The organism is Clavibacter michiganensis (assembly GCF_016907085.1).
In the GTDB taxonomy this organism is placed as follows: Bacteria; Actinomycetota; Actinomycetes; order Actinomycetales; family Microbacteriaceae; genus Clavibacter; species Clavibacter michiganensis_O.
Map to the genome: position 1 here is coordinate 2,507,146 of NZ_JAFBBJ010000001.1, position 17,844 is coordinate 2,524,989.

At 70.1% G+C, this 17,844-nt stretch carries 17 protein-coding genes; 15 read left to right on the top strand and 2 right to left on the bottom strand.

From position 1 onward, the window contains the following. Positions 1-169 precede the first annotated feature (169 nt). The 5 genes from JOE38_RS11830 (at position 170) to JOE38_RS11850 (ending at position 6,733) form a co-directional block, all read left to right on the top strand. The gene (locus tag JOE38_RS11830) at positions 170-1,462 is read left to right on the top strand and encodes an extracellular solute-binding protein (protein ID WP_204576467.1); all 1,293 of its coding nucleotides are present in this window, start codon (positions 170-172) and stop codon (positions 1,460-1,462) included. A gap of 10 nt (positions 1,463-1,472) precedes the next feature. Then, entirely contained in the window at positions 1,473-2,498 is a 1,026-nt protein-coding gene (locus tag JOE38_RS11835) for a carbohydrate ABC transporter permease (protein ID WP_204576468.1), read from the top strand. Further along, a complete protein-coding gene (locus tag JOE38_RS11840; RefSeq protein WP_204576469.1) occupies positions 2,495-3,400 on the top strand; it encodes a carbohydrate ABC transporter permease in 906 nt (301 codons plus the stop codon). The genes JOE38_RS11835 and JOE38_RS11840 overlap by 4 nt, the downstream gene beginning before the upstream one ends. Continuing rightward, positions 3,397-5,757, top strand: coding sequence for a beta-xylosidase/alpha-l-arabinosidase (locus JOE38_RS11845; protein ID WP_204576470.1), 2,361 nt, complete (start codon positions 3,397-3,399; stop codon positions 5,755-5,757). Before JOE38_RS11840 ends, JOE38_RS11845 begins: the two co-directional genes overlap by 4 nt. 226 nt (positions 5,758-5,983) lie before the next feature. Next, positions 5,984-6,733, top strand: a complete 750-nt coding sequence (locus tag JOE38_RS11850) for a hypothetical protein (protein WP_204576471.1) — start codon at positions 5,984-5,986, stop codon at positions 6,731-6,733. A 72-nt stretch (positions 6,734-6,805) separates the two neighbouring features. Here the strand turns inward: JOE38_RS11850 and JOE38_RS11855 are convergent, their stop codons facing one another. Beyond that, the gene (locus JOE38_RS11855; protein WP_104294598.1) at positions 6,806-7,663 is read right to left on the bottom strand and encodes a helix-turn-helix transcriptional regulator; all 858 of its coding nucleotides are present in this window, start codon (positions 7,661-7,663) and stop codon (positions 6,806-6,808) included. Positions 7,664-7,764: 101 nt separating this feature from the next. Between JOE38_RS11855 and JOE38_RS11860 the strand changes: the two genes are divergently transcribed. The 3 genes from JOE38_RS11860 to JOE38_RS11870 all read left to right on the top strand — a co-directional run bounded on the left by JOE38_RS11860 (position 7,765) and on the right by JOE38_RS11870 (position 9,506). Continuing rightward, complete coding sequence (locus JOE38_RS11860) at positions 7,765-8,445, top strand: SDR family NAD(P)-dependent oxidoreductase (protein ID WP_204576472.1); 681 nt, start codon at positions 7,765-7,767, stop codon at positions 8,443-8,445. Positions 8,446-8,512: 67 nt separating this feature from the next. Next, a complete protein-coding gene (locus JOE38_RS11865; protein ID WP_204576473.1) occupies positions 8,513-8,911 on the top strand; it encodes an SRPBCC family protein in 399 nt (132 codons plus the stop codon). A 28-nt stretch (positions 8,912-8,939) separates the two neighbouring features. After that, complete coding sequence (locus JOE38_RS11870) at positions 8,940-9,506, top strand: GNAT family N-acetyltransferase (protein WP_204576474.1); 567 nt, start codon at positions 8,940-8,942, stop codon at positions 9,504-9,506. On the opposite strand, the gene JOE38_RS11875 is transcribed toward JOE38_RS11870, so the two are convergent. After that, positions 9,472-9,768: a hypothetical protein gene (locus JOE38_RS11875; RefSeq protein WP_204576475.1), complete on the bottom strand. Its 297-nt coding sequence runs from the start codon at positions 9,766-9,768 to the stop codon at positions 9,472-9,474. The two genes, JOE38_RS11870 and JOE38_RS11875, sit on opposite strands and share 35 nt — an antisense overlap. A 97-nt stretch (positions 9,769-9,865) precedes the next feature. Here JOE38_RS11875 and JOE38_RS11880 point away from each other — a divergent pair, with 97 nt between their 5' ends. The 7 genes from JOE38_RS11880 (at position 9,866) to JOE38_RS11915 (ending at position 17,838) form a co-directional block, all read left to right on the top strand. Next, positions 9,866-10,771: a serine hydrolase domain-containing protein gene (locus tag JOE38_RS11880; protein WP_204576476.1), complete on the top strand. Its 906-nt coding sequence runs from the start codon at positions 9,866-9,868 to the stop codon at positions 10,769-10,771. 805 nt (positions 10,772-11,576) lie between these two features. After that, positions 11,577-13,100: an arabinosylfuranosidase ArfA gene (gene arfA, locus JOE38_RS11890; protein ID WP_204576477.1), complete on the top strand. Its 1,524-nt coding sequence runs from the start codon at positions 11,577-11,579 to the stop codon at positions 13,098-13,100. Between the two features lie 804 nt (positions 13,101-13,904). Next, positions 13,905-14,069: a cypemycin family RiPP gene (locus JOE38_RS11895; RefSeq protein ID WP_204576478.1), complete on the top strand. Its 165-nt coding sequence runs from the start codon at positions 13,905-13,907 to the stop codon at positions 14,067-14,069. A 106-nt stretch (positions 14,070-14,175) separates the two neighbouring features. Next, the gene (locus tag JOE38_RS16045) at positions 14,176-15,951 is read left to right on the top strand and encodes an alpha/beta fold hydrolase (protein ID WP_204576479.1); all 1,776 of its coding nucleotides are present in this window, start codon (positions 14,176-14,178) and stop codon (positions 15,949-15,951) included. Continuing rightward, positions 15,938-16,507: a hypothetical protein gene (locus tag JOE38_RS11905; protein WP_204576480.1), complete on the top strand. Its 570-nt coding sequence runs from the start codon at positions 15,938-15,940 to the stop codon at positions 16,505-16,507. The genes JOE38_RS16045 and JOE38_RS11905 overlap by 14 nt, the downstream gene beginning before the upstream one ends. Then, the gene (locus tag JOE38_RS11910; RefSeq protein ID WP_204576481.1) at positions 16,504-17,070 is read left to right on the top strand and encodes a CypD family RiPP peptide-cysteine decarboxylase; all 567 of its coding nucleotides are present in this window, start codon (positions 16,504-16,506) and stop codon (positions 17,068-17,070) included. Before JOE38_RS11905 ends, JOE38_RS11910 begins: the two co-directional genes overlap by 4 nt. 132 nt (positions 17,071-17,202) lie before the next feature. Next, positions 17,203-17,838 (top strand): ABC transporter ATP-binding protein, encoded by a 636-nt coding sequence (locus tag JOE38_RS11915; RefSeq protein WP_307838870.1) that lies wholly within the window; start codon positions 17,203-17,205, stop codon positions 17,836-17,838. The last annotated feature ends 6 nt before the right edge of the window (positions 17,839-17,844 follow it).

Consider the following 17,844-nt stretch of genomic DNA (forward strand, 5'->3'; position numbering starts at 1 on the left):
CAGCGACCGAGACTGGCCCGACCGGCCCCCGTCACGACGAGGCGACGACGCGACGACGCGACAGAGGGCCCGGACCGAGTCGCACCCCACAGCACCAGGCACGCGGCTCGTGCACGTCCCCCCCCGACACCCGCCAGGGTGCGCTCAATGAAGAGACAGGTAGAACGACATGAAGGCACGGAAGATCCTCACGGGATCCGCGGCCCTGCTCGTGGGGGCCCTCGCCCTCACCGGCTGCAGCGGCAGCGGATCCGGCAGCGGCGACGACGGCGGACCCGTCGAGATGACGCTGTGGCACAACTCCACCACCGGCCCGGGCAAGGCGTTCTGGGACAAGACGACCGCGGACTTCAACGCCGCGAACCCGGGCGTCACGGTCACGCCCACGTCGGTCCAGAACGAGGACCTCGACGGCAAGCTCCAGACCGCGCTCAACTCGGGCGACGCGCCCGACATCTTCCTGCAGCGCGGTGGCGGCAAGCTCGCCGCCACGGTCGCGGCGGGACAGGTCATGGACATCACGGACGGCATCTCCGCCGACGCGAAGGCCGGCATCGCGCAGAGCGCGTTCGACGCGAACTCGATCGACGGCAAGGCCTACGCCATGCCCGTCGCCGTGCTCCCCAGCGGCATCTTCTACAGCCAGGACCTCTTCACGGCGGCCGGCATCACGGAGACGCCGAAGACCATGGACGAGCTGGACGCGGCCGTCGAGAAGCTCAAGGCCACGGGCGTCGCCCCCATCGCGCTCGGCGCGAAGGACGCGTGGCCCGCCGCGCACTGGTACTTCAACTTCGCGCTCCGCGAGTGCAGCTCCGCCACGCTCGAGAAGGCCGCCACGGACAAGGACTTCAGCGACGACTGCTGGATCAAGGCGGGCCAGGACGTCGAGGACCTCGTGGGCACGAACCCCTTCAACGACGGCTTCCTCACCACGGCGGCGCAGCAGGGCGCCGGCTCCTCGGCCGGCCTCATCGCCAACAAGAAGGCTGCCATGGAGCTCATGGGCGCCTGGGACCCGGGAGTCATCGCGGGCCTGACGCCGGACACGAAGCCGCTGGCCGACCTGTCCTGGTTCCCCTTCCCGGAGATCTCCGGCGGCGCGGGCGAGCCCGGCTCCATCATGGGCGGCATCGACGGGTACTCCTGCTCCGCGCAGGCCCCGAAGGCGTGCGTCGACTTCCTCAACTACATCGGCACCGCCGACGTGCAGAAGGAGTACTACGCGGCCTTCAACGCCCCGCCAGTGAACACCGAGGCGCAGACCGCGGTCACCGAGCCGTACCTGAAGGAGATCATCGCGGCGTACAACGACGCGCCCTACGTCTCCCAGTGGCTCGACACCGTCTACGGCCTGAACGTCGGCAACGCGATGAACGTCGGCGTGGTCGACCTCATGGCGGGCGACGGCAGCCCGGAGAAGCTCATCCAGACCGTCGGCGACGCGGCCAAGAAGGCCTAGGCGACCCGACATGGCCATCCGCGAGAGCTCGCTCGACGAGCAGCGCCCCGCGGCTGATCCTGCACACCCCGAGGGCGGCGTCGCGACGACGCCGCCCTCGGCGGTCCGTGCGCGACGCCGCGGCCTCGGCTGGTCCGGTCGCCTCGAGGTCCTGATCCTCGTCGGCCCGGCCCTCCTCTTCTTCCTGGGCTTCGTCATCTACCCCGTGGTGATGGCGGCCTACTACGGCTTCTTCAGCTGGCAGGGCTTCGGCCCGCCCACGGTGTTCGTGGGCTTCCGGAACTACATCACGATCCTCCAGGACCCCACGTTCCACGAGGCGCTGATGCACAACGCCGTGATCGTGATCCTGTCGCTCGTGCTCCAGGGCCCGGTCGCGATCCTCGTGGCGCTGCTGCTCAACAGGAAGCTCCGCGGCCAGTCGATCATCCGCGTGCTGATCTTCGTGCCGTACGTGATCTCCGAGGTCGTCGTCGGCACCGGCTGGAGCCTCATGCTCCAGGGCTCCGGCGCGCTGAACGGCTTCCTCGAGAACGTCGGCCTGGGGGACCTCCGCCAGGACTGGCTCGCCAACCCCGACATCGCGATCTGGTCGCTCATGACGATCATCACGTGGAAGTACATCGGCTTCGCGGTGATCCTCTTCCTCGCCGGCCTCCAGGGCATCCCCGAGGAGCTCAGCGAGGCGGCCGCCATCGACGGCGCGTCGTACTGGCAGATCCAGCGGCGCATCACGCTGCCGCTGCTCGCGCCGACGCTGCGCATCTGGGCGTTCCTGTCGATCATCGGCTCGCTGCAGCTGTTCGACCTCGTCTACATCATCTGGGGCCAGTACATCTCCGCCACCGCGGGCACCTCGACCATGGCCACGTACCTCGTGGCCAACGGGCGCGGATCCGGCAACTACGGGTACGGCAACGCCGTCGCCGTGGTGCTGTTCCTCATCTCCCTGGTCGTCGCGCTGATCTACCAGCGGTTCGTCCTCAACCGCGACACCGCCGGCGCCCTCACGGGTGCGGGAAGGAAGAAGAAGTGACCGCCGTCACCGCGGCTCCGCGCAACGCGGACCTGGATCCCACCTACTCGGCGAAGGCGCCGAAGCCCAAGCGCGCCAAGGTGCCCGGGCAGGGGAACAACCCCATCCCGTACCTCGTCGCGGTCGTGCTGATCGCCCTGATGCTGACGCCGGTGGCGTACATCATCCTGGGCGGGTTCCGCACGAACGCGCAGATCACGACCGACCCGGCGGGCTTCCCGTCGCCGTTCCAGATCCAGAACTACCTCGACGTGCTCGGCGGCTCGATGTTCTGGCGCCAGGTGGGCAACTCGCTCATCGCGGCCATCGGGACCACGGTCGGCGCGGTCGTGCTCGGCCTCATGGCGAGCTACGTGCTGGCCCGGTACACGTTCTTCGGGCGGGGAGCGCTCTACGCGCTGTTCGCGTCGGGGCTCATGTTCCCGATCACCGTGGCCATCACGCCGCTCTACATCGTGATCCGCTCGCTCGGCCTCACGAATTCGCTGCCGGGGATCATCCTCCCGCAGATCGCGTTCGCGCTCCCGACGACGATCATCATCCTGGTGCCGTTCCTGCGGGCCATCCCGGATGAGATCCAGGAGGCCGCGTTCATCGACGGGTGCAGCCGCATCGGGTTCTTCTTCCGCATGGTGGTGCGGCTGTCGATGCCGGGCGTCATCACGGTGGGCATCCTCGCGTTCATCGGCAGCTGGAACTCCTACCTGCTGCCGCTGTTCCTCCTGAGCGACGCGTCGATCTACACGCTGCCGCTCGGCGTGCAGTCGTTCTCGTCGCAGTACTCGGTGGACACGGCCAAGGTGCTCGCGTTCACGTCGCTGTCGATGATCCCGGCGCTCATCTTCTTCTCGATCTTCGAGCGCCGCATCGTCGGCGGCCTCACCGGCGCGGTGAAGGGGTGACCGGGGCGGAGACGACCCCGGCGCCCGGCGCCGTGGAGCTCCCCGAGGTGTCGGAGCGCGTGCGCGAGCTGCACGCGCGCATGACCCTCGAGGAGAAGCTGGCGCAGATCGTCGGCTACTGGGTCGACCAGGGCGGCGAGGTGGTCGCGCCCATGCAGGGCGAGATGGCGACGACCGGCCGCTACGAGGAGGCGACCGAGCACGGCCTCGGGCACCTCACCCGCGTGTACGGCACGCGGCCGGTGGACCCGGTCGAGCGCGCGTCGTGGCTCTGGGCTGAGCAGCGCCGCCTCCAGAAGGAGACGCGGCTCGGGATCCCGGCGCTCGTGCACGAGGAGTGCCTCACCGGGCTCGCCGCGTGGCAGGCCGCGACCTTCCCCACGCCGCTCGCGTGGGGCGCGTCCTTCGACCCGGGTCTCGTCGAGGAGATGGCCGCGCTCATCGGCGGCTCGATGAAGGAGCTCGGCGTGCACCAGGGCCTCGCGCCCGTGCTCGACGTGATCCGCGACGCCCGCTGGGGCCGCGTCGACGAGTGCATCGCCGAGGACCCGTACGTGGTCGGCACCATCGGCACGGCGTACGTGAAGGGGCTGCAGTCGGCCGGGATCCACGCGACGCTCAAGCACTTCGTCGGCTACTCCGTCTCGCAGTCCGGCCGCAACCACGCGCCCGCGCACGTGGGCCCGCGCTTCGTGGAGGACGTGCTGCTGCCGCCCTTCGAGATGGCCGTGCTCGACGGCGGCGTGCGCTCGGTCATGAACTCGTACGCGGAGATCGACGGCGCGCCCGTGGGCGCGACCCCCGAGTACCTCACCGACGTGCTCCGCGGGCGCTGGGGCTTCGACGGCGTCGTGGTCTCCGACTACTTCTCCGTCGCGTTCCTCCAGGTGATGCACGCCGTCGCGGGCGACCGCGGCGAGGCGGCCGAGCTCGCGCTCGCCGCCGGCATCGACGTGGAGCTGCCCACCGGCGACGCGTACCTCGCGCCGCTGGCCGAGCGGATCCGCGCCGGGCTCGCCGACGAGTCGCTCGTCGACCGCGCGGTGCTCCGCGTGCTCGACGAGAAGGAGGAGCTGGGCCTGCTCGACGCGACCTTCGACGCTCCGCCCACCGAGATCGACCTCGACACCCCGGCCCACCGGGACGTCGCGCGCCGGCTCGCGGAGGAGTCCGTGGTGCTGCTCGCCAACGACGGCACGCTGCCGCTCGCGGGCGGCGGCCGCACGGCTCCCGGGCGGATCGCGCTGATCGGCCCCAACGCCGACAGCGCCGAGGCGCTCATGGGCTGCTACTCGTTCGCGAACCACGTGCTCGCGCACCACCCGGGCACGCCGCTCGGGTTCGCGATCCCGACCGTCGCTGAGGCGCTCCGCGCGGAGCTGCCCGACAGCGAGCTCGTGCTCGCGCACGGGGCCGACGTCGAGGGCGACGACCGCTCCGGCTTCGACGCCGCGGTCGAGGCCGCGCGCGGATCCGACCTCGCGGTCGTGGTCGTCGGCGACCGGGCGGGCCTCTTCGGCCGCGGCACGGTCGGCGAGGGCAACGACGTCGAGAGCCTCGAGCTGCCCGGCGTGCAGCGCGAGCTGGTCGAGGCCGTGCGCGCCACCGGGACCCCCGTGGTCGTGGTGCTGCTCACCGGACGGCCGTACGCGGTGGCGTGGGCCCTCGAGGGCGAGTCGGCTCCGGCCGCCGTGCTCCAGGCGTTCTTCCCGGGCGAGGAGGGCGGATCCGCGATCGCGGGCGTGCTCTCCGGCCGGGTGTCGCCGTCGGGCCGCCTGCCCGTGTCGCTCCCGCGCTCCGCGGGCGCGCAGCCGTTCTCGTACCTGCACCCGATCCTCGGCGGGCCTTCGGAGGTGACGAGCGCGGATCCCACGCCCGTCCTCCCGTTCGGGCACGGCCTGTCGTACACGACGTTCGCGCGCTCCGACCTCCGGGTCGAGGCGTCCGAGGTCGCGGCGGGGGAGGCGTTCACCGCGACCGTCGAGGTCCGCAACACGGGCGACCGCGACGGCACCGACATCGTGCAGCTCTACGCGCGCGACGTGCAGGGCAGCGTCACCAGGCCCGTCGCGCAGCTGCTCGGCTACCTGCGGCTGGATCTGGCCGCGGGCGAGTCCGCGCGCGTCACCTTCGCGGTGCCCACCACCCGCCTCGCCCTCACCGACCTGCGGCACCGCCGCGTGGTCGAGCCGGGCGTGGTGGAGCTGTGGGTCGGGCCGTCGAGCGCGGTGAAGGAGACGGAGGCCGCGATCGCGGTCACCGGATCCGCGCACCGAGTCACGATCGCGGACGAGCGGTACGTGGGCACGTCGGTCGAGCGCGTGGGGGTTGCCGAGCGGGTGCTCGCGCCGAGCTGATCCGCATCACCCCGGAGCCCCGGCCGCCTCGTCCTCGAGATGCGGCGGCCGGGGCTCCGTCGACTTGATCGTCTTCTTCGCGGAGCGCGTGATAGTGACCTGGAAGTTGTGCGGCCGCTCGGCATCTTCCGTCTATCACTGGCGCGGATGCCGTTTTCGACAGTGCACCTGGACTGGGGGTAGGTTTCGGCCAGCGTGTCTCGAGTAGTGGATTAACCTCAAGATCATGGATGCAGATATGACCATGTCGACACACTCTTTCAGCGGCGCTTCCGATAGCCAGAAGAGCCGGGGAGTCAGCAAGCTCGGCGAGATCGTGTTCTACGTCCTGGCTGCTCTTCTGTTCGGGACAGCCTTGGTGTCGTTTGCGCTGGATGTCGAGTCAAATCTGTGGAATTCAACTGGCTTGATCAGCTTCAGTGTTACAAGTCTCGGCGTTGCTCTTGCGCTGTCGATCTTCCGTCGCCAGGGAGATGACGCGCGACGGCAAGCAGCCGACACAGTGAAGATGCTTGACGGCATCAACGCTAGTTCGCAGTCCGCTGCGACGCATGCGGCGTCCACCTACGACATCGTCAAGGAGATGGGCAATGTCAAGGACATCGCCGATGTTCCCTCGAGTCAGGAGACCGAGGACGTTGGGGACGGGGCCGACGTGGACGATATGGAGGATGAAACCGCGGTCGACATCGTCCGAGTGGAGGGCGACGGTGAATATCGAAAGCCCGCTGCTGTGCCCTTGGCGGTGCTGGCTGACCTGGTCGCCTCGTGGGAGGCTCCGAGGAATGCGCGCGATCGGTGGACTGTCGGCAACCTGGTCGGTTCCTATCGAAAGATGAATGCTGGTGGAAAGCTGACCAGCGCGCCTTGGATCGTCACGTTCAGGAGGTCCGGGGGCGAGCGAGTCAACTACCGGGTCGCCTACGCCGGCACGAGAGGACGGGGCCCGGCCATCACGGAGGTCCCAACCGTTTGAGCCATGACCGTTGTGGGCGACTCGCCTTGGTTAAAAAGCAGTGGCGAGTCCTGTCGGCGCGGCCCTCAGCGATCAGGCCCCCGCCACCTCCACAGGCGCGGTCGTCAGCGCCTGCAACCCCGTGACGCGGAGGAGATCCAGCCGCGCCTCGTCCGTGCTGCCGGGCTCGGCCGTGTAGACGACGATGCGGAGGTCGCTGCCCGGCACGGAGAGGGTGTCGCAGTCGATCGTGATGGGGCCGACCGCGGTTCGCGTGACGGTCTTGCGGCTCGACCGGTGCTCGGCGACGCGCGCCTCGCTCCAGCGTCGCTCGAACTCGGGCACCTCGGCGCGCAGCCGTGCGACGAGCCGGGCGAGCGCGCGATCCGCGGGATAGCGGCCGACCGCGGTGCGCAGGTCGGCCGCGAGGTCGCGCGCGAACTCCTCCTCGTGCACGGCGTCGAAGTCGGTGCCCGCGTGGCCCTGCGTGAAGTAGGTCCAGACGAGGTTGCGGTCCCAGCCGGTGCGCGTCGACGGATCCCCGTTGAGCGCCGCCCACAGCGGGTTCCAGAGCAGCATGTCGTGCGTCGCCGTGAACACCGCGATGGGCACGTCGCCGAGCCGGTCGACGATGCGGTGCACGCCCGGCGTGATGTGCCGTGGCACCTCGCCGCGGCCGGGCGGGGCGACGCCCGCGACCCGGTGCAGGTGGTCGCGCTCGTCCTCGGTGAGGCGGAGCGCGCGGGCGAGCGCGCCGAGCATCTGCGGCGACGGGTTCACCGACCGGCCCTGCTCGAGGCGCACGACGTAGTCGACGCTGACGCCCGCGAGCGCGGCGAGCTCCTCGCGGCGGAGGCCCGCGGTGCGACGGTGGGATCCCGCGGGCAGGCCCACGTCGGCCGGCTGCACGCGCTCGCGCCAGGAGCGGAGCACGCTCGCGAATTCGGTCATGCCCCCATCCTCCGCGCTGGCGGGCGGATCAGCCTGGTACCGCCGGTCCTCCCGTCGATCGGTGCCTGGGCGATGCGGCGGGCGGGGCGCAGGCTCGACACATGACCACGACACTGATCACCGGATCCAACCGCAGCCTCGGCCTCGAGACCGCCCGCCGCCTCATCGAGGCCGGCCACACCGTCTACGCCGGCATGCGCGACACCGCGGACGGCGCCGCCGCCCGCGCCCTCGGCGCCCACCCCGTGCAGCTCGACGTCGACGACCAGGCGAGCGTCGACCGCGCCATGTCCGAGCTCCCGGAGCTGGACGTGCTCGTCAACAACGCCGGCATCCTCGGCACCTCGTTCGGCGTCGACGACCTCACGCCCGAGGCGATGGCCGCCGTGCTGCAGACCAACGTCGTCGGCATCGTCCGCGTGACGCAGGCCGCGCTGCCGCTGATGCGCGCCTCCGCCGCGCCCGTCATCGTGAACGTCTCCTCGGGCGTCGGCTGGCCGCGCGCCCTCCGCGGCGACGGCACCGACGAGAGCGGCGTGCTCGCGATCCCGTACGCGGCCTCGAAGGCCGCCGTGATCACCGCGACCGTGCAGTACGCGAAGAACCTGCCGGGCTTCCGTGTCAACGCCACCGACCCCGGCTACACGGCCACCGACTTCAACGGCAACAGCGGGCACCAGACCGTGACCGAGGGCACCGACGCGACCGTCGCGATGGCGCTCGTCGGACCCGACGGGCCGACCGGCGAGTTCCACAGCCGGCACGGGCGCATCGAGTACTGAGGCTGGGGCTCCGGCTGGCGACGGATCCGCCTCCCGCGGTCGTGCCGCTGCCGGGTAGCGTCGGAGCGTGACCTGGCCCGCGCTGCACATCACCCGATCCGTCGACGCCGACGTCGCGTCCGTCGTGGCCGTCGCGGGGGATCCGGCCCGGCTGCCCGAGTGGGCGGCGGGCGTCAGCTCCGGGATCCGGCTCGAGGGCGGGCGCTGGCTGTCGGACTCGCCGATGGGCGCGATCGAGATCGCGTTCACGGGCCCGCGCGAGCTCGGGATCCTCGACCACGACGTGACGCTCCCCGACGGCACCGTGGTCCGCAACCCGCTGCGCGTCCTCCCGAACGACGCCGGCAGCGAGGTCGTCTTCACGCTCTTCCGGCGGCCGGGCGTCACCGACGTGTCGTTCGCGGAGGACGCGGCGCTCGTCGCGGCGGACCTCGACCGGCTCGCGGCGCTGGTGGCCGGCGGCTGATCGGTCGGCCCGCCGCTACCGTCGACGCATGCCGACCGACCGCCTCGCCGCCCCCGAGGATCGCACGTCCCGGCTCGACCTCCACCGGCCGACGGCCACCGACGCCGCCGAGGTGCACGCGATCCTCTCCGACCCCGCCGTCTGGACCCACTACCCGTCGCTGCGCGTGACCGATCCCGCGCAGACCGACCGCTTCCTCCGCACGCGCATCGAGACCTGGGAGCGCGACGGGCTCGGCACGTGGATCGTCCGCGAGCGCGACGCCGACGCGGTCGTCGGATTCGGCGGCTGCGGCATCGCGCACGACGCCTTCTGGAACCTCGGCTACCGCTTCGCGCCCGCCGTGCACGGCCGCGGGTACGCGACCGAGATGGCGACGCGGGCGATCGCGCGGGCACGCATTCTCCGCCCTGAGCTGCCCGTCGTCGCGTACCTCGTCGCGCACAACCGCGCGTCGGCGGCCGTGGCGGAGAAGGCCGGGCTGACGCTCGTGCACCGCGGGCCGGATCCGGGCAACCCCGACCCCGGCGTGCTGCGCCTCGTCTACGCCGACCGCGCCCTCACCGACGCGCAGCGCGACGCGACGATGCGCTGAGCCCGTCCGCGACCGGCGCGCGACGGGCCCGCCACGCCCCGACCTCCGCCACGAGGATCCGCGTCCCCGCCAGCAGCACCAGCGCGACCGCGGTCATCACGATGAGCGGCGGCAGCGCGAAGCCGAGGCCGATGACCCAATGGTCCATGCCGAGCGCGGGCCAGCCCATGTCCTCGGACCGGTCGGCGATCACCAGCAGCGCGGCGAGGGCGACGAGCTCCACGGCCAGGATCCCGATGGTGATACGCGTCGCGAGCCTCATGCCGTCCTTTGCCGTGTGCCGAGCCGCCACCCTCGCACGGTTCCCCCGGTCGGGGAAGGGGCGCGCCCCCGCCCGCTCCCCGCGCCACACTGGATCCATGAGCACCGCCGCCGACGCCCTCGCCCGCCTCGTCGCGAGCATCGACCGCGAGCGGCTCGGCGCGTACGGCGCCGTCGTGCGGATCGGCGACGATGAGGCCGCCCATCGCTGGCGCAGCGACGACCGCGAGAACCTGTACTCGGTGTCCAAGGGCGTGTGCGCGCTCGCCGTCGGCATGGCGGTTGATGCAGGGATCCTCGCGCTCGACACCCGCGTCCCCGAGCTTCTGCCCGACCTGGAGCTGGGCCCGGGCGTCGCCGAGGTCTCGGTCGAGCACCTCCTCACCATGACCAGCGGGATCGACTTCGCCTGGTTCGGCGACCAGCCCGTGCCCGGCCCCGACCTCGCGCAGGCGATGCTCGGCCGGCCGAGCCGCGGTCGCGTCTTCCAGTACAGCGACGCGAGCCCCTACGTCGCCATGCGGATGCTCGCCGCCGCGGTCGGCGACGCGCGCGACTGGCTCCTGCCGCGCCTGTTCGAGCCGCTCGGCATCGACAACCCGCAGTGGCACCGCTGCCCGCTGGGCTTCGTCGTCGGCGGCAGCGGCCTGGAGCTCCGCACGGGCGAGCTCGCACGGATCGGCCGTCTCCTCCGCGACCGCGGCGCGTGGGAGGGCCGGCAGCTCGTGAGCGCGGAGTGGGTCGACCGGATGCACGGATCCTGGGTCGGCACCGGCGCCGACGACCCCGCCGCTCCCTTCGCCCGCTACGGCCTCGCGACCTGGGACGGCCCCGGCGACGCGTGGCGCCTCGACGGCCGCTACGGCCAGTACGTGCTGGTCGACGGATCCCGCGACGCGGTCGTCACCATCACGGCCCACGAGGAGGAGCGCGACCACCGGCTCGCGGAGCTGGCGGTCGAGGCCGTGGCGGCCGTCGCGGATGCGGCGCCCGCAGTCTGCTGAGCGGCATGCCCTCGGCCCGGGGTCGCCGCGGCCATTTCGTCAACCCCTGAAACGGGCTTGGTAATGTAATCCGCGGTCGGCGAGGTCGGTAATGTCACCGGCCGTCCACAGGGCGCCACCCGCTGAGCGCCACCACCTCCGCCGCGACGTCCGCGACGGTCCGGCCGTCGGTCGCCACGCGGTGGACCGCGTCCGTCACCCCCCGCATCCAGTCGCGGCGCCGCGGCCGCGCTCCGCTCGATCGCCTCGGCGAGCCCCGACCCGATCTCGCGCCCCGCCAGCCGTGAGGCCGCCGTCGCGTCGTCGGCCGTGAGCAGTACGCCGACCGCATCCACCTCGCCGCCGAGCGCGGCCGTCAGTCCCGGCAGCTCGAGCACGCTGGCGGTGTTCGTGTAGATCACGCGCGTCCAACCGACCTCGCGGTAGTTCCGCCACATCGCTGCGAGGTTCCGCTCGGCCAGCGGGATCCCTCGCTGCCACGGCTCCGGGTGCGCCTGGTCGAGGCCGTCGCCCTCGATGAGCGCGTGCGCGATGTCCGCCGCGAGGATCCGCGACACCTCGAGCGCCACCGTGGTCGTGCCGACGCCCGAGCGCCCGCCGAGGAAGAGCGCCCTCGTGGGGGATCCCGAGTCCATTCGGCCAGGGTCCCACGCGCGAGCCGCTCCGCGCCGCCGCCCGCGTTGACACGTCCCCCGCGCCCCCGGGACAATGGGACGACGTTGCTTACAACGTTGTAACGGCTCGGATCCACCCGGCTAGCCCGGCGTCGATCGGCCCCGCTCCCGATGAAGTGAAGGACCACTCCATGACCGACGCCCGCCCCGCGGCCGACGCCCGCATCGCCATCGACCGCACCGCCGTCGTGGCCCCCGTCAACCGCCGCACCTTCGGCTCGTTCGTCGAGCACCTCGGCCGCTGCGTCTACGACGGCATCTACGAGCCCGGCCACCCCACCGCCGACGCGGACGGCTTCCGCGGCGACGTCGTCGACCTCGTCAAGGAGCTCGGCACCAGCGCCATCCGCTACCCCGGCGGCAACTTCGTCTCCGGCTACCGCTGGGAGGACGGCGTCGGCCCCCGCGCCGAGCGCCCGAAGCGCCTCGACCTCGCCTGGCACTCGCTCGAGACGAACGAGATCGGCCTCGACGAGTTCGCTCGCTGGTGCGAGCTCACCGGCAGCGAGCTGATGATGGCCGTCAACCTCGGCACGCGCGGCGTGCTCGAGGCCCTCGACATCCTCGAGTACTCCAACCACCCGGGCGGCACGGCCCTCTCCGACCAGCGCATCGCCAACGGATCCCCCGAGCCCCACAACGTGAAGATGTGGTGCCTCGGCAACGAGATGGACGGCCCCTGGCAGGTCGGCCACATGACCGCCGACGACTACGGCAAGCTCGCGAACCGCACCGCCGGCGCCATGAAGATGGTGGATCCCACGCTCGAGCTCGTCGCGTGCGGCAGCAGCGGATCCGGCATGCCGACCTTCGGCGAGTGGGAGCGCACCGTGCTCGAGCACGCCTACGACAACGTCGACTTCATCTCCGCACACGCCTACTACCAGGAGCGCAAGGGCGACCTCGGCAGCTTCCTCGCCTCCTCGCTCGACATGGAGTACTTCATCCGCACGGTCGTCGCGTCGGCCGACCAGGTCAAGTACCGCCGCAAGAGCGACAAGACCATCAACATCTCGTTCGACGAGTGGAACGTCTGGTACCTCGACGAGCACCAGGAGTCCGGCGTCATCACCGAGGGCTGGCCCTACGCGCCGCACCTGCTCGAGGACGTCTACTCGGTGGCGGACGCGGTCGTGCTCGGCAACCTCATGATCACGCTGCTCAAGCACAGCGACCGCGTCACGTCGGCCAGCCTGGCGCAGCTCGTGAACGTGATCGCGCCGATCATGACGGAGACCGGCGGCGGCGCCTGGCGCCAGACGACGTTCTTCCCGTTCTCGGTCACGAGCCGGCTCGCGCAGGGCGAGGTGCTGAAGCCGCGCATCGACGTGGGCACGTACGAGACCGAGGTGCACGGCACCGCGCCGCTCGTCGACTCCGTCGCGACCTTCGACGAGGCCACCGGCCGCGCCGCGGTCTTCCTCGTGAACCGCAGCCTCTCGGACGCGCTCACGATCGAGGTCGACGTCGCCGGCCTCGCCGTCTCCGAGGTGCTCGAGGCCGTCGGGATCCACGACGAGGACGTCTACGCGAAGAACACCTTCGAGGACCGCGAGCGCGTGGGCCTGACGGAGAACGCGTCCGCGACGCTCGCCGACGGCACCCTCACGATCACGCTGCCGCCCGTGTCGTGGACGGCCGTGTCGCTCGGCTAGTCGCACCCCGTTCCCCCACGCGCCCGTCGCGCCGCACCCGCGGCCGACGGGCGTCGTGCTAGCGGGTCTGCGCAGCACTTCGGGCTCCATGGCGCCATAGGCCATTTCACCCCGAGGGTGTCGAAGCGTGCGCGCGACGGGCGTGCTCGGCAGCGTCGAGGATGGGCGGGACGGCGAGCGTGATTCACCGGCCGATCCCTTCGCGGAACTGCGACCTGATGCCGACCTTCTCGCCGGACATGACGAGGCTTTGCCGTGCGGGTGGGCACGGGCCTCATATGGCGACTCCACGGACCATGATTCTGCCTCGCTCCCGGCTGGCCGCCCAGGTGCCATGCCCCTCATTCTGGGGCGCGGCAATAACCTTTCACTCCTCCGAGGCACGCGACGCCTGTCACCAATTCGAGGGTCATGTGAAAGTGGATGTCTCGTCCTTGGAGAGCGATGCCTCACCGGTATCGGGGATAATCGCGGTGGAGTTCGCCACCACGTCGGGCCGTTGCCGACGCGCCATACCAGATGGCCGGGGGCAGCGGAAGGCGCCTGATCACCTGGACTTCCTGGGCCGTGCAGGACATACTCATTCACGAGTAGGCCGGGGGGTCGTGCACTTCGTGATCGCCGAATCCGCAATGGGCGCGGGGACACGGGCTCGGTACTCGGCCCCATTTTCCCATGCGTCTGACGGCGCGATGCAGAGCCGCCTCCCACGCGAATTCGTTTCGAGAGGCTCTTCCCGGGGCGGGTATTAATGCATTAGCGTGCGGTCGTGCACAATCGTGCACGCAATCGAAGGAGAATGTTATGCGCAACGAAACCCTCGAAGTACAGGACTTCGCCAACCAGATGCTGCGGACGGCGGAGCCGGGGCTTCGCAACGACGTGGGCACGCCGGCCATGACGACACCCGCCTTCGTGACGGCGGCGCAGTTCGTCGTCCAGGGAAGCACGATCTGCCTGATCTGCTGATCATCTGAAACAGGCATCGCCGGAGCATCCGCATCCGGATGCTCCGGCGGTGCTGCAGGCGGGACGCGTCGATGGGGGGAGAGGTCGTTTGAAGGAGAATCAACTCGTGAACAGAATTCACGGAGGCCGTCCTGATGCAAGCCGGGTTCGGCGGGCGGCACTGGACGCCACCTTCGCCCCCATCGCCGTCGGTCAGATCCTGGCATCGATCGAGGCCCTCACCCTCGGGCGCCTCTACAGGCCGAACGGACTTCTCCGGGGTGTCGCCGCCCAGTCAGTCGAGCCCGGCACCCTCAAGCACCGTCTGCTCGTGCTGCTGGACTCCGCCAGGACGCCACCCGTCCTCGCTACCGTCACGCTCGTCGCCTCGAGCGCGCTCCTCCTCGCGGGAGGCCGACGACGTACGCAGATCGCAGCCTCCACCGTCATCGCAGTGTGCAACAGATTGGGCGAGATGCGCACGCCCTACGGCCGCGATGGTGCGGATCAGATGACGGCCGTCATAACCCAATACCGTGTCGTGTCGGCTCTCATTCCCGGCCACGACCGCTCCGATGACATCTTCCTGCGAGCCCTCAACGTGCAAGCCGGTGTGAGCTACTTCGTCTCGGGCGCCGCCAAGCTGTTCGGCTCCAGTTGGATACAGGGGGACGCTCTCGGCGAGATCCTCCAGACCGAGGCCTACGGTCGAGGGCCAGCGGCCGCCGTCCTGCGCAAGCACCCCTCCATCGCGCGTCTGGCCACGTGGGTCACGCCGCTGTGGGAGGTGGGCTTCCTCTTCATCTACGCCCTCCCTCCCGCGGGAGCGCGGATCGCGCTCCTCGCCGTCAAGGCCTTCCATGTCGGCGTGGCTGCGGTCATGGAATTGCCACGATTCATCTGGGGCTTCGCGGGTTCGCACGGATCGGTGCAGTACGTCATCGACATGCGGGCCATCACGGGAGCCCGCGCGACCGCCTTCGAACGCGGCGTGCTGACCGCAGCATCAGCGGTCACCTGCGTCAGCGCCGTCTACGCGGCGTCCTTGCGTCAACTCGACAAGGAGCGGCGCCGCGGCTTGAAGGGCACATCGGCCCTTGAGCTCGGCGGCGGCGTCGTCGAGTACCGTGCCCTCTCGCCGAGCGATCCCGCCGTCGACCCGTCGACGGCCCCCATCGTCGTGCTCGAAGCAGGGCTGGGCAGCCCACTCGATGCCTGGTCCTGGGTAGCCGAAGACCTCGGCCGCACCTGCCATGTCATCGCGTACCACCGGCGAGGGTACGGCCTGACGACTGCCTCTGCAGGGCCCGCATCGTCGGTCGCCGCCCTCCTCGCCGTAGTCCCGTCTCAGGGCCCCGTCGTCGGCGTGTCACACTCCATCGGAGTCTTCCCCCTGGCGACATACGCGACGGAGCTGCGGAACGGCAAAGGGCTCGACGCGCTGGTGGTGGTAGACGGTACTGACGCCGATCTGTTCATCGCGGATAGGCAGGACCGTCGGAAGATCGGGTCGTTCCTGCAGTCCCAGCTCGGATCGATGTTCCTGGCCATCACGGGCATCTACAACTTCGTTCCCAGTGCCGTATCCCGGCAGAGCGCGTATGCGCCGGACGACCAGGGCGGCGTGGTCCAATTCACCTTCTCTCCGAGGAATGTCCTTCAAGCGACCCGAGAGTACTTCGAAGTCACCCCGACCGGCTCAAGCGAGACTCTCCGCGCTGTACCCGTCCGCCGCCTCGTCGGATCGACGGAGAACTCGCAGCAGCAGGAGGACCTCGCGCTTCGCTTGGATGCGGCGTACACGCTCCTGTCGGGATCATCTCATCGCTCCATACTCGGTCGCCGGGAGTACGCGGCCCAGGTCGCGGCGATAGTGCGGGGGGCTGTCGATGACATCGAATAGAGCGGCCAAGCTGGCCGGAGGCGCCGCTGCGGCTGCTCTGTCCGTCCATGTGATCGCGACGATCCTGCAGAACACGCCGGATTCGTTCAACTTGGACCTGCGTCGATACGTGGGCGGCTGGACCATTCCCGGTTGGCGATTCTTCGCTCCCAATCCGGGGATCCACAACGTGCACCTTCTCGTCAGGACGAGCGATGACATCGCTGGCGGAGACGTCCAGACCACCTGGCGTGACGTCACCCCCAGCGTGCCCCACGGTTGGTCCAACCTCATCATCAATCCGCAGAGCCGCGGTCCGAAAGCGCTCTTCGATGCGATGCAGCAATTGACCGTCATGGGCGCGAACTTCACGACGCTCGAGTGGATCAGGATCAGCCTCCCGTACATCTTGGTATCGGACGCGACGCGGGGGATCCTCCACTCCTCGGGCTTCACCGCCTTCCAGTTCTTGCTGATGAACTATCAACCGTCCGCCCCCGACGGGAAGCGGATGCTTCCTGTCCTCATCTCCGAGTGGATGCCCATCGCATCCGAGGAGCGGAGTCGAGAGTCGTGAGCGATCCCGGCTTCTCCCCATATCAGGGCTCTGAGCTCCACATCCATGTCTCCGGTTCGGTCAGCGCCGCGCTGGTGCCGTGGTGGATCCACTGGCTTCGACACGTGAATCCCGAGGTGATCGTCAACGTCTCCGTCTCGACTCGGGCGCAACGCTTCGTCTCCCTGGACGCGCTGAGAGAGCTGTCCAACGGTGAGGCATGGTCGGATGACTGGAGCGCGGAGGGCTTGCCTCATTCCTGGCGGCGGGGTCGAAGCGGGAACGCCCAATGCATCATCGTCTTCCCCGCCACCCTGGATACGGTCATGAGGCTGTCGCAGGGACGAGCCGATACGCCGGCCCACATGATGATGCAGATCACCGAGCTGCCCATCATCGTCGCGGAGGTCTCACCTGCCGACAACGCCGTGATCACGCACTGGCGCGATCTGCTCCGCCGAAGGAGCAATGTCTCCTTCGTGCCGCAGCTCCAGGGCGTCCGAGCGGACGACCGCACGCCTCATGGCAGCGGATTCAACCTGCCCGGGGCGATCGAGATCGCCAACGCGGCGATCTCCGGGTAGCGGGCTCGCGGCGCTGCGCACATGGCTGCCGCGGAGATGACCCAGAGTGGGAGACGAGCGGCAGCGGCAGCGGCATCGGCATCGTCACGCCGCGTGCGGGGGAGCGACATCATCAGTTCAGAGGGGGGCTGCGTGGCAGTGATCGAGGCAACATCCGTCAGCGTCGAATCGGGCGGAGTGACCCTGCTCGCGCCCACGTCCGTGAGCGTCGCCGCGGGGGAGGCCCTCATCGTCAGGGGGGCGAACGGGACGGGCAAGTCGACGTTCTTGCGGGTCATGAGCAGTGCCCTCCGGCCATCATCGGGAGAAGCCAGGGTCGCGGGAGTTCCCGTTCCCGATCGCAGCCGGGCCCAACGTCGACGAGTGGCCACGATGATCGGGCTTCCCCCCATGGCGGCCGACCTCACGGTCCACGATCACGTCGCGCTCGTCGCGTCCACCTGGTACGACGACCAAGCCGATGCGGGAGCCGCGACCCGCGAAGCGCTGCGCTCCCTCGATCTCACCGGTCTGCACGGGAGGTTCCCACACGAGCTCTCGTCCGGTCAGACTCAGCTGTTCGGGCTCGCCCTCGTGCTCGTCCGGCCCTTCGATGTCCTCGTGCTGGACGAGCCGGAACAGAGGCTGGATCCCCAGCGGCTGGGTCTCGTCGCCGAAGCGCTGACGCGACGCAGGAGCGCCGGGGCGACGTTGATCATCGCGACTCACAGTGATGCCCTCGAGGACCGTCTGGCAGACCGGAAGCTCGATCTGGGCACCCCGACGTGACAGGCG

Bases quoted from the DNA above. Each gene is read 5' to 3' on its own strand.
- JOE38_RS11830 (WP_204576467.1), top strand. From the start codon at position 170: ATGAAGGCACGGAAGATCCTCACGGGATCCGCGGCCCTGCTCGTGGGG.
- JOE38_RS11835 (WP_204576468.1), top strand. From the start codon at position 1,473: ATGGCCATCCGCGAGAGCTCGCTCGACGAGCAGCGCCCCGCGGCTGAT.
- JOE38_RS11850 (WP_204576471.1), top strand. From the start codon at position 5,984: ATGGATGCAGATATGACCATGTCGACACACTCTTTCAGCGGCGCTTCC.
- JOE38_RS11855 (WP_104294598.1), bottom strand. From the start codon at position 7,663: ATGACCGAATTCGCGAGCGTGCTCCGCTCCTGGCGCGAGCGCGTGCAG.
- JOE38_RS11860 (WP_204576472.1), top strand. From the start codon at position 7,765: ATGACCACGACACTGATCACCGGATCCAACCGCAGCCTCGGCCTCGAG.
- JOE38_RS11870 (WP_204576474.1), top strand. From the start codon at position 8,940: ATGCCGACCGACCGCCTCGCCGCCCCCGAGGATCGCACGTCCCGGCTC.
- JOE38_RS11875 (WP_204576475.1), bottom strand. From the start codon at position 9,768: ATGAGGCTCGCGACGCGTATCACCATCGGGATCCTGGCCGTGGAGCTC.
- JOE38_RS11880 (WP_204576476.1), top strand. From the start codon at position 9,866: ATGAGCACCGCCGCCGACGCCCTCGCCCGCCTCGTCGCGAGCATCGAC.
- arfA (WP_204576477.1), top strand. From the start codon at position 11,577: ATGACCGACGCCCGCCCCGCGGCCGACGCCCGCATCGCCATCGACCGC.
- JOE38_RS11895 (WP_204576478.1), top strand. From the start codon at position 13,905: ATGCGCAACGAAACCCTCGAAGTACAGGACTTCGCCAACCAGATGCTG.
- JOE38_RS11905 (WP_204576480.1), top strand. From the start codon at position 15,938: ATGACATCGAATAGAGCGGCCAAGCTGGCCGGAGGCGCCGCTGCGGCT.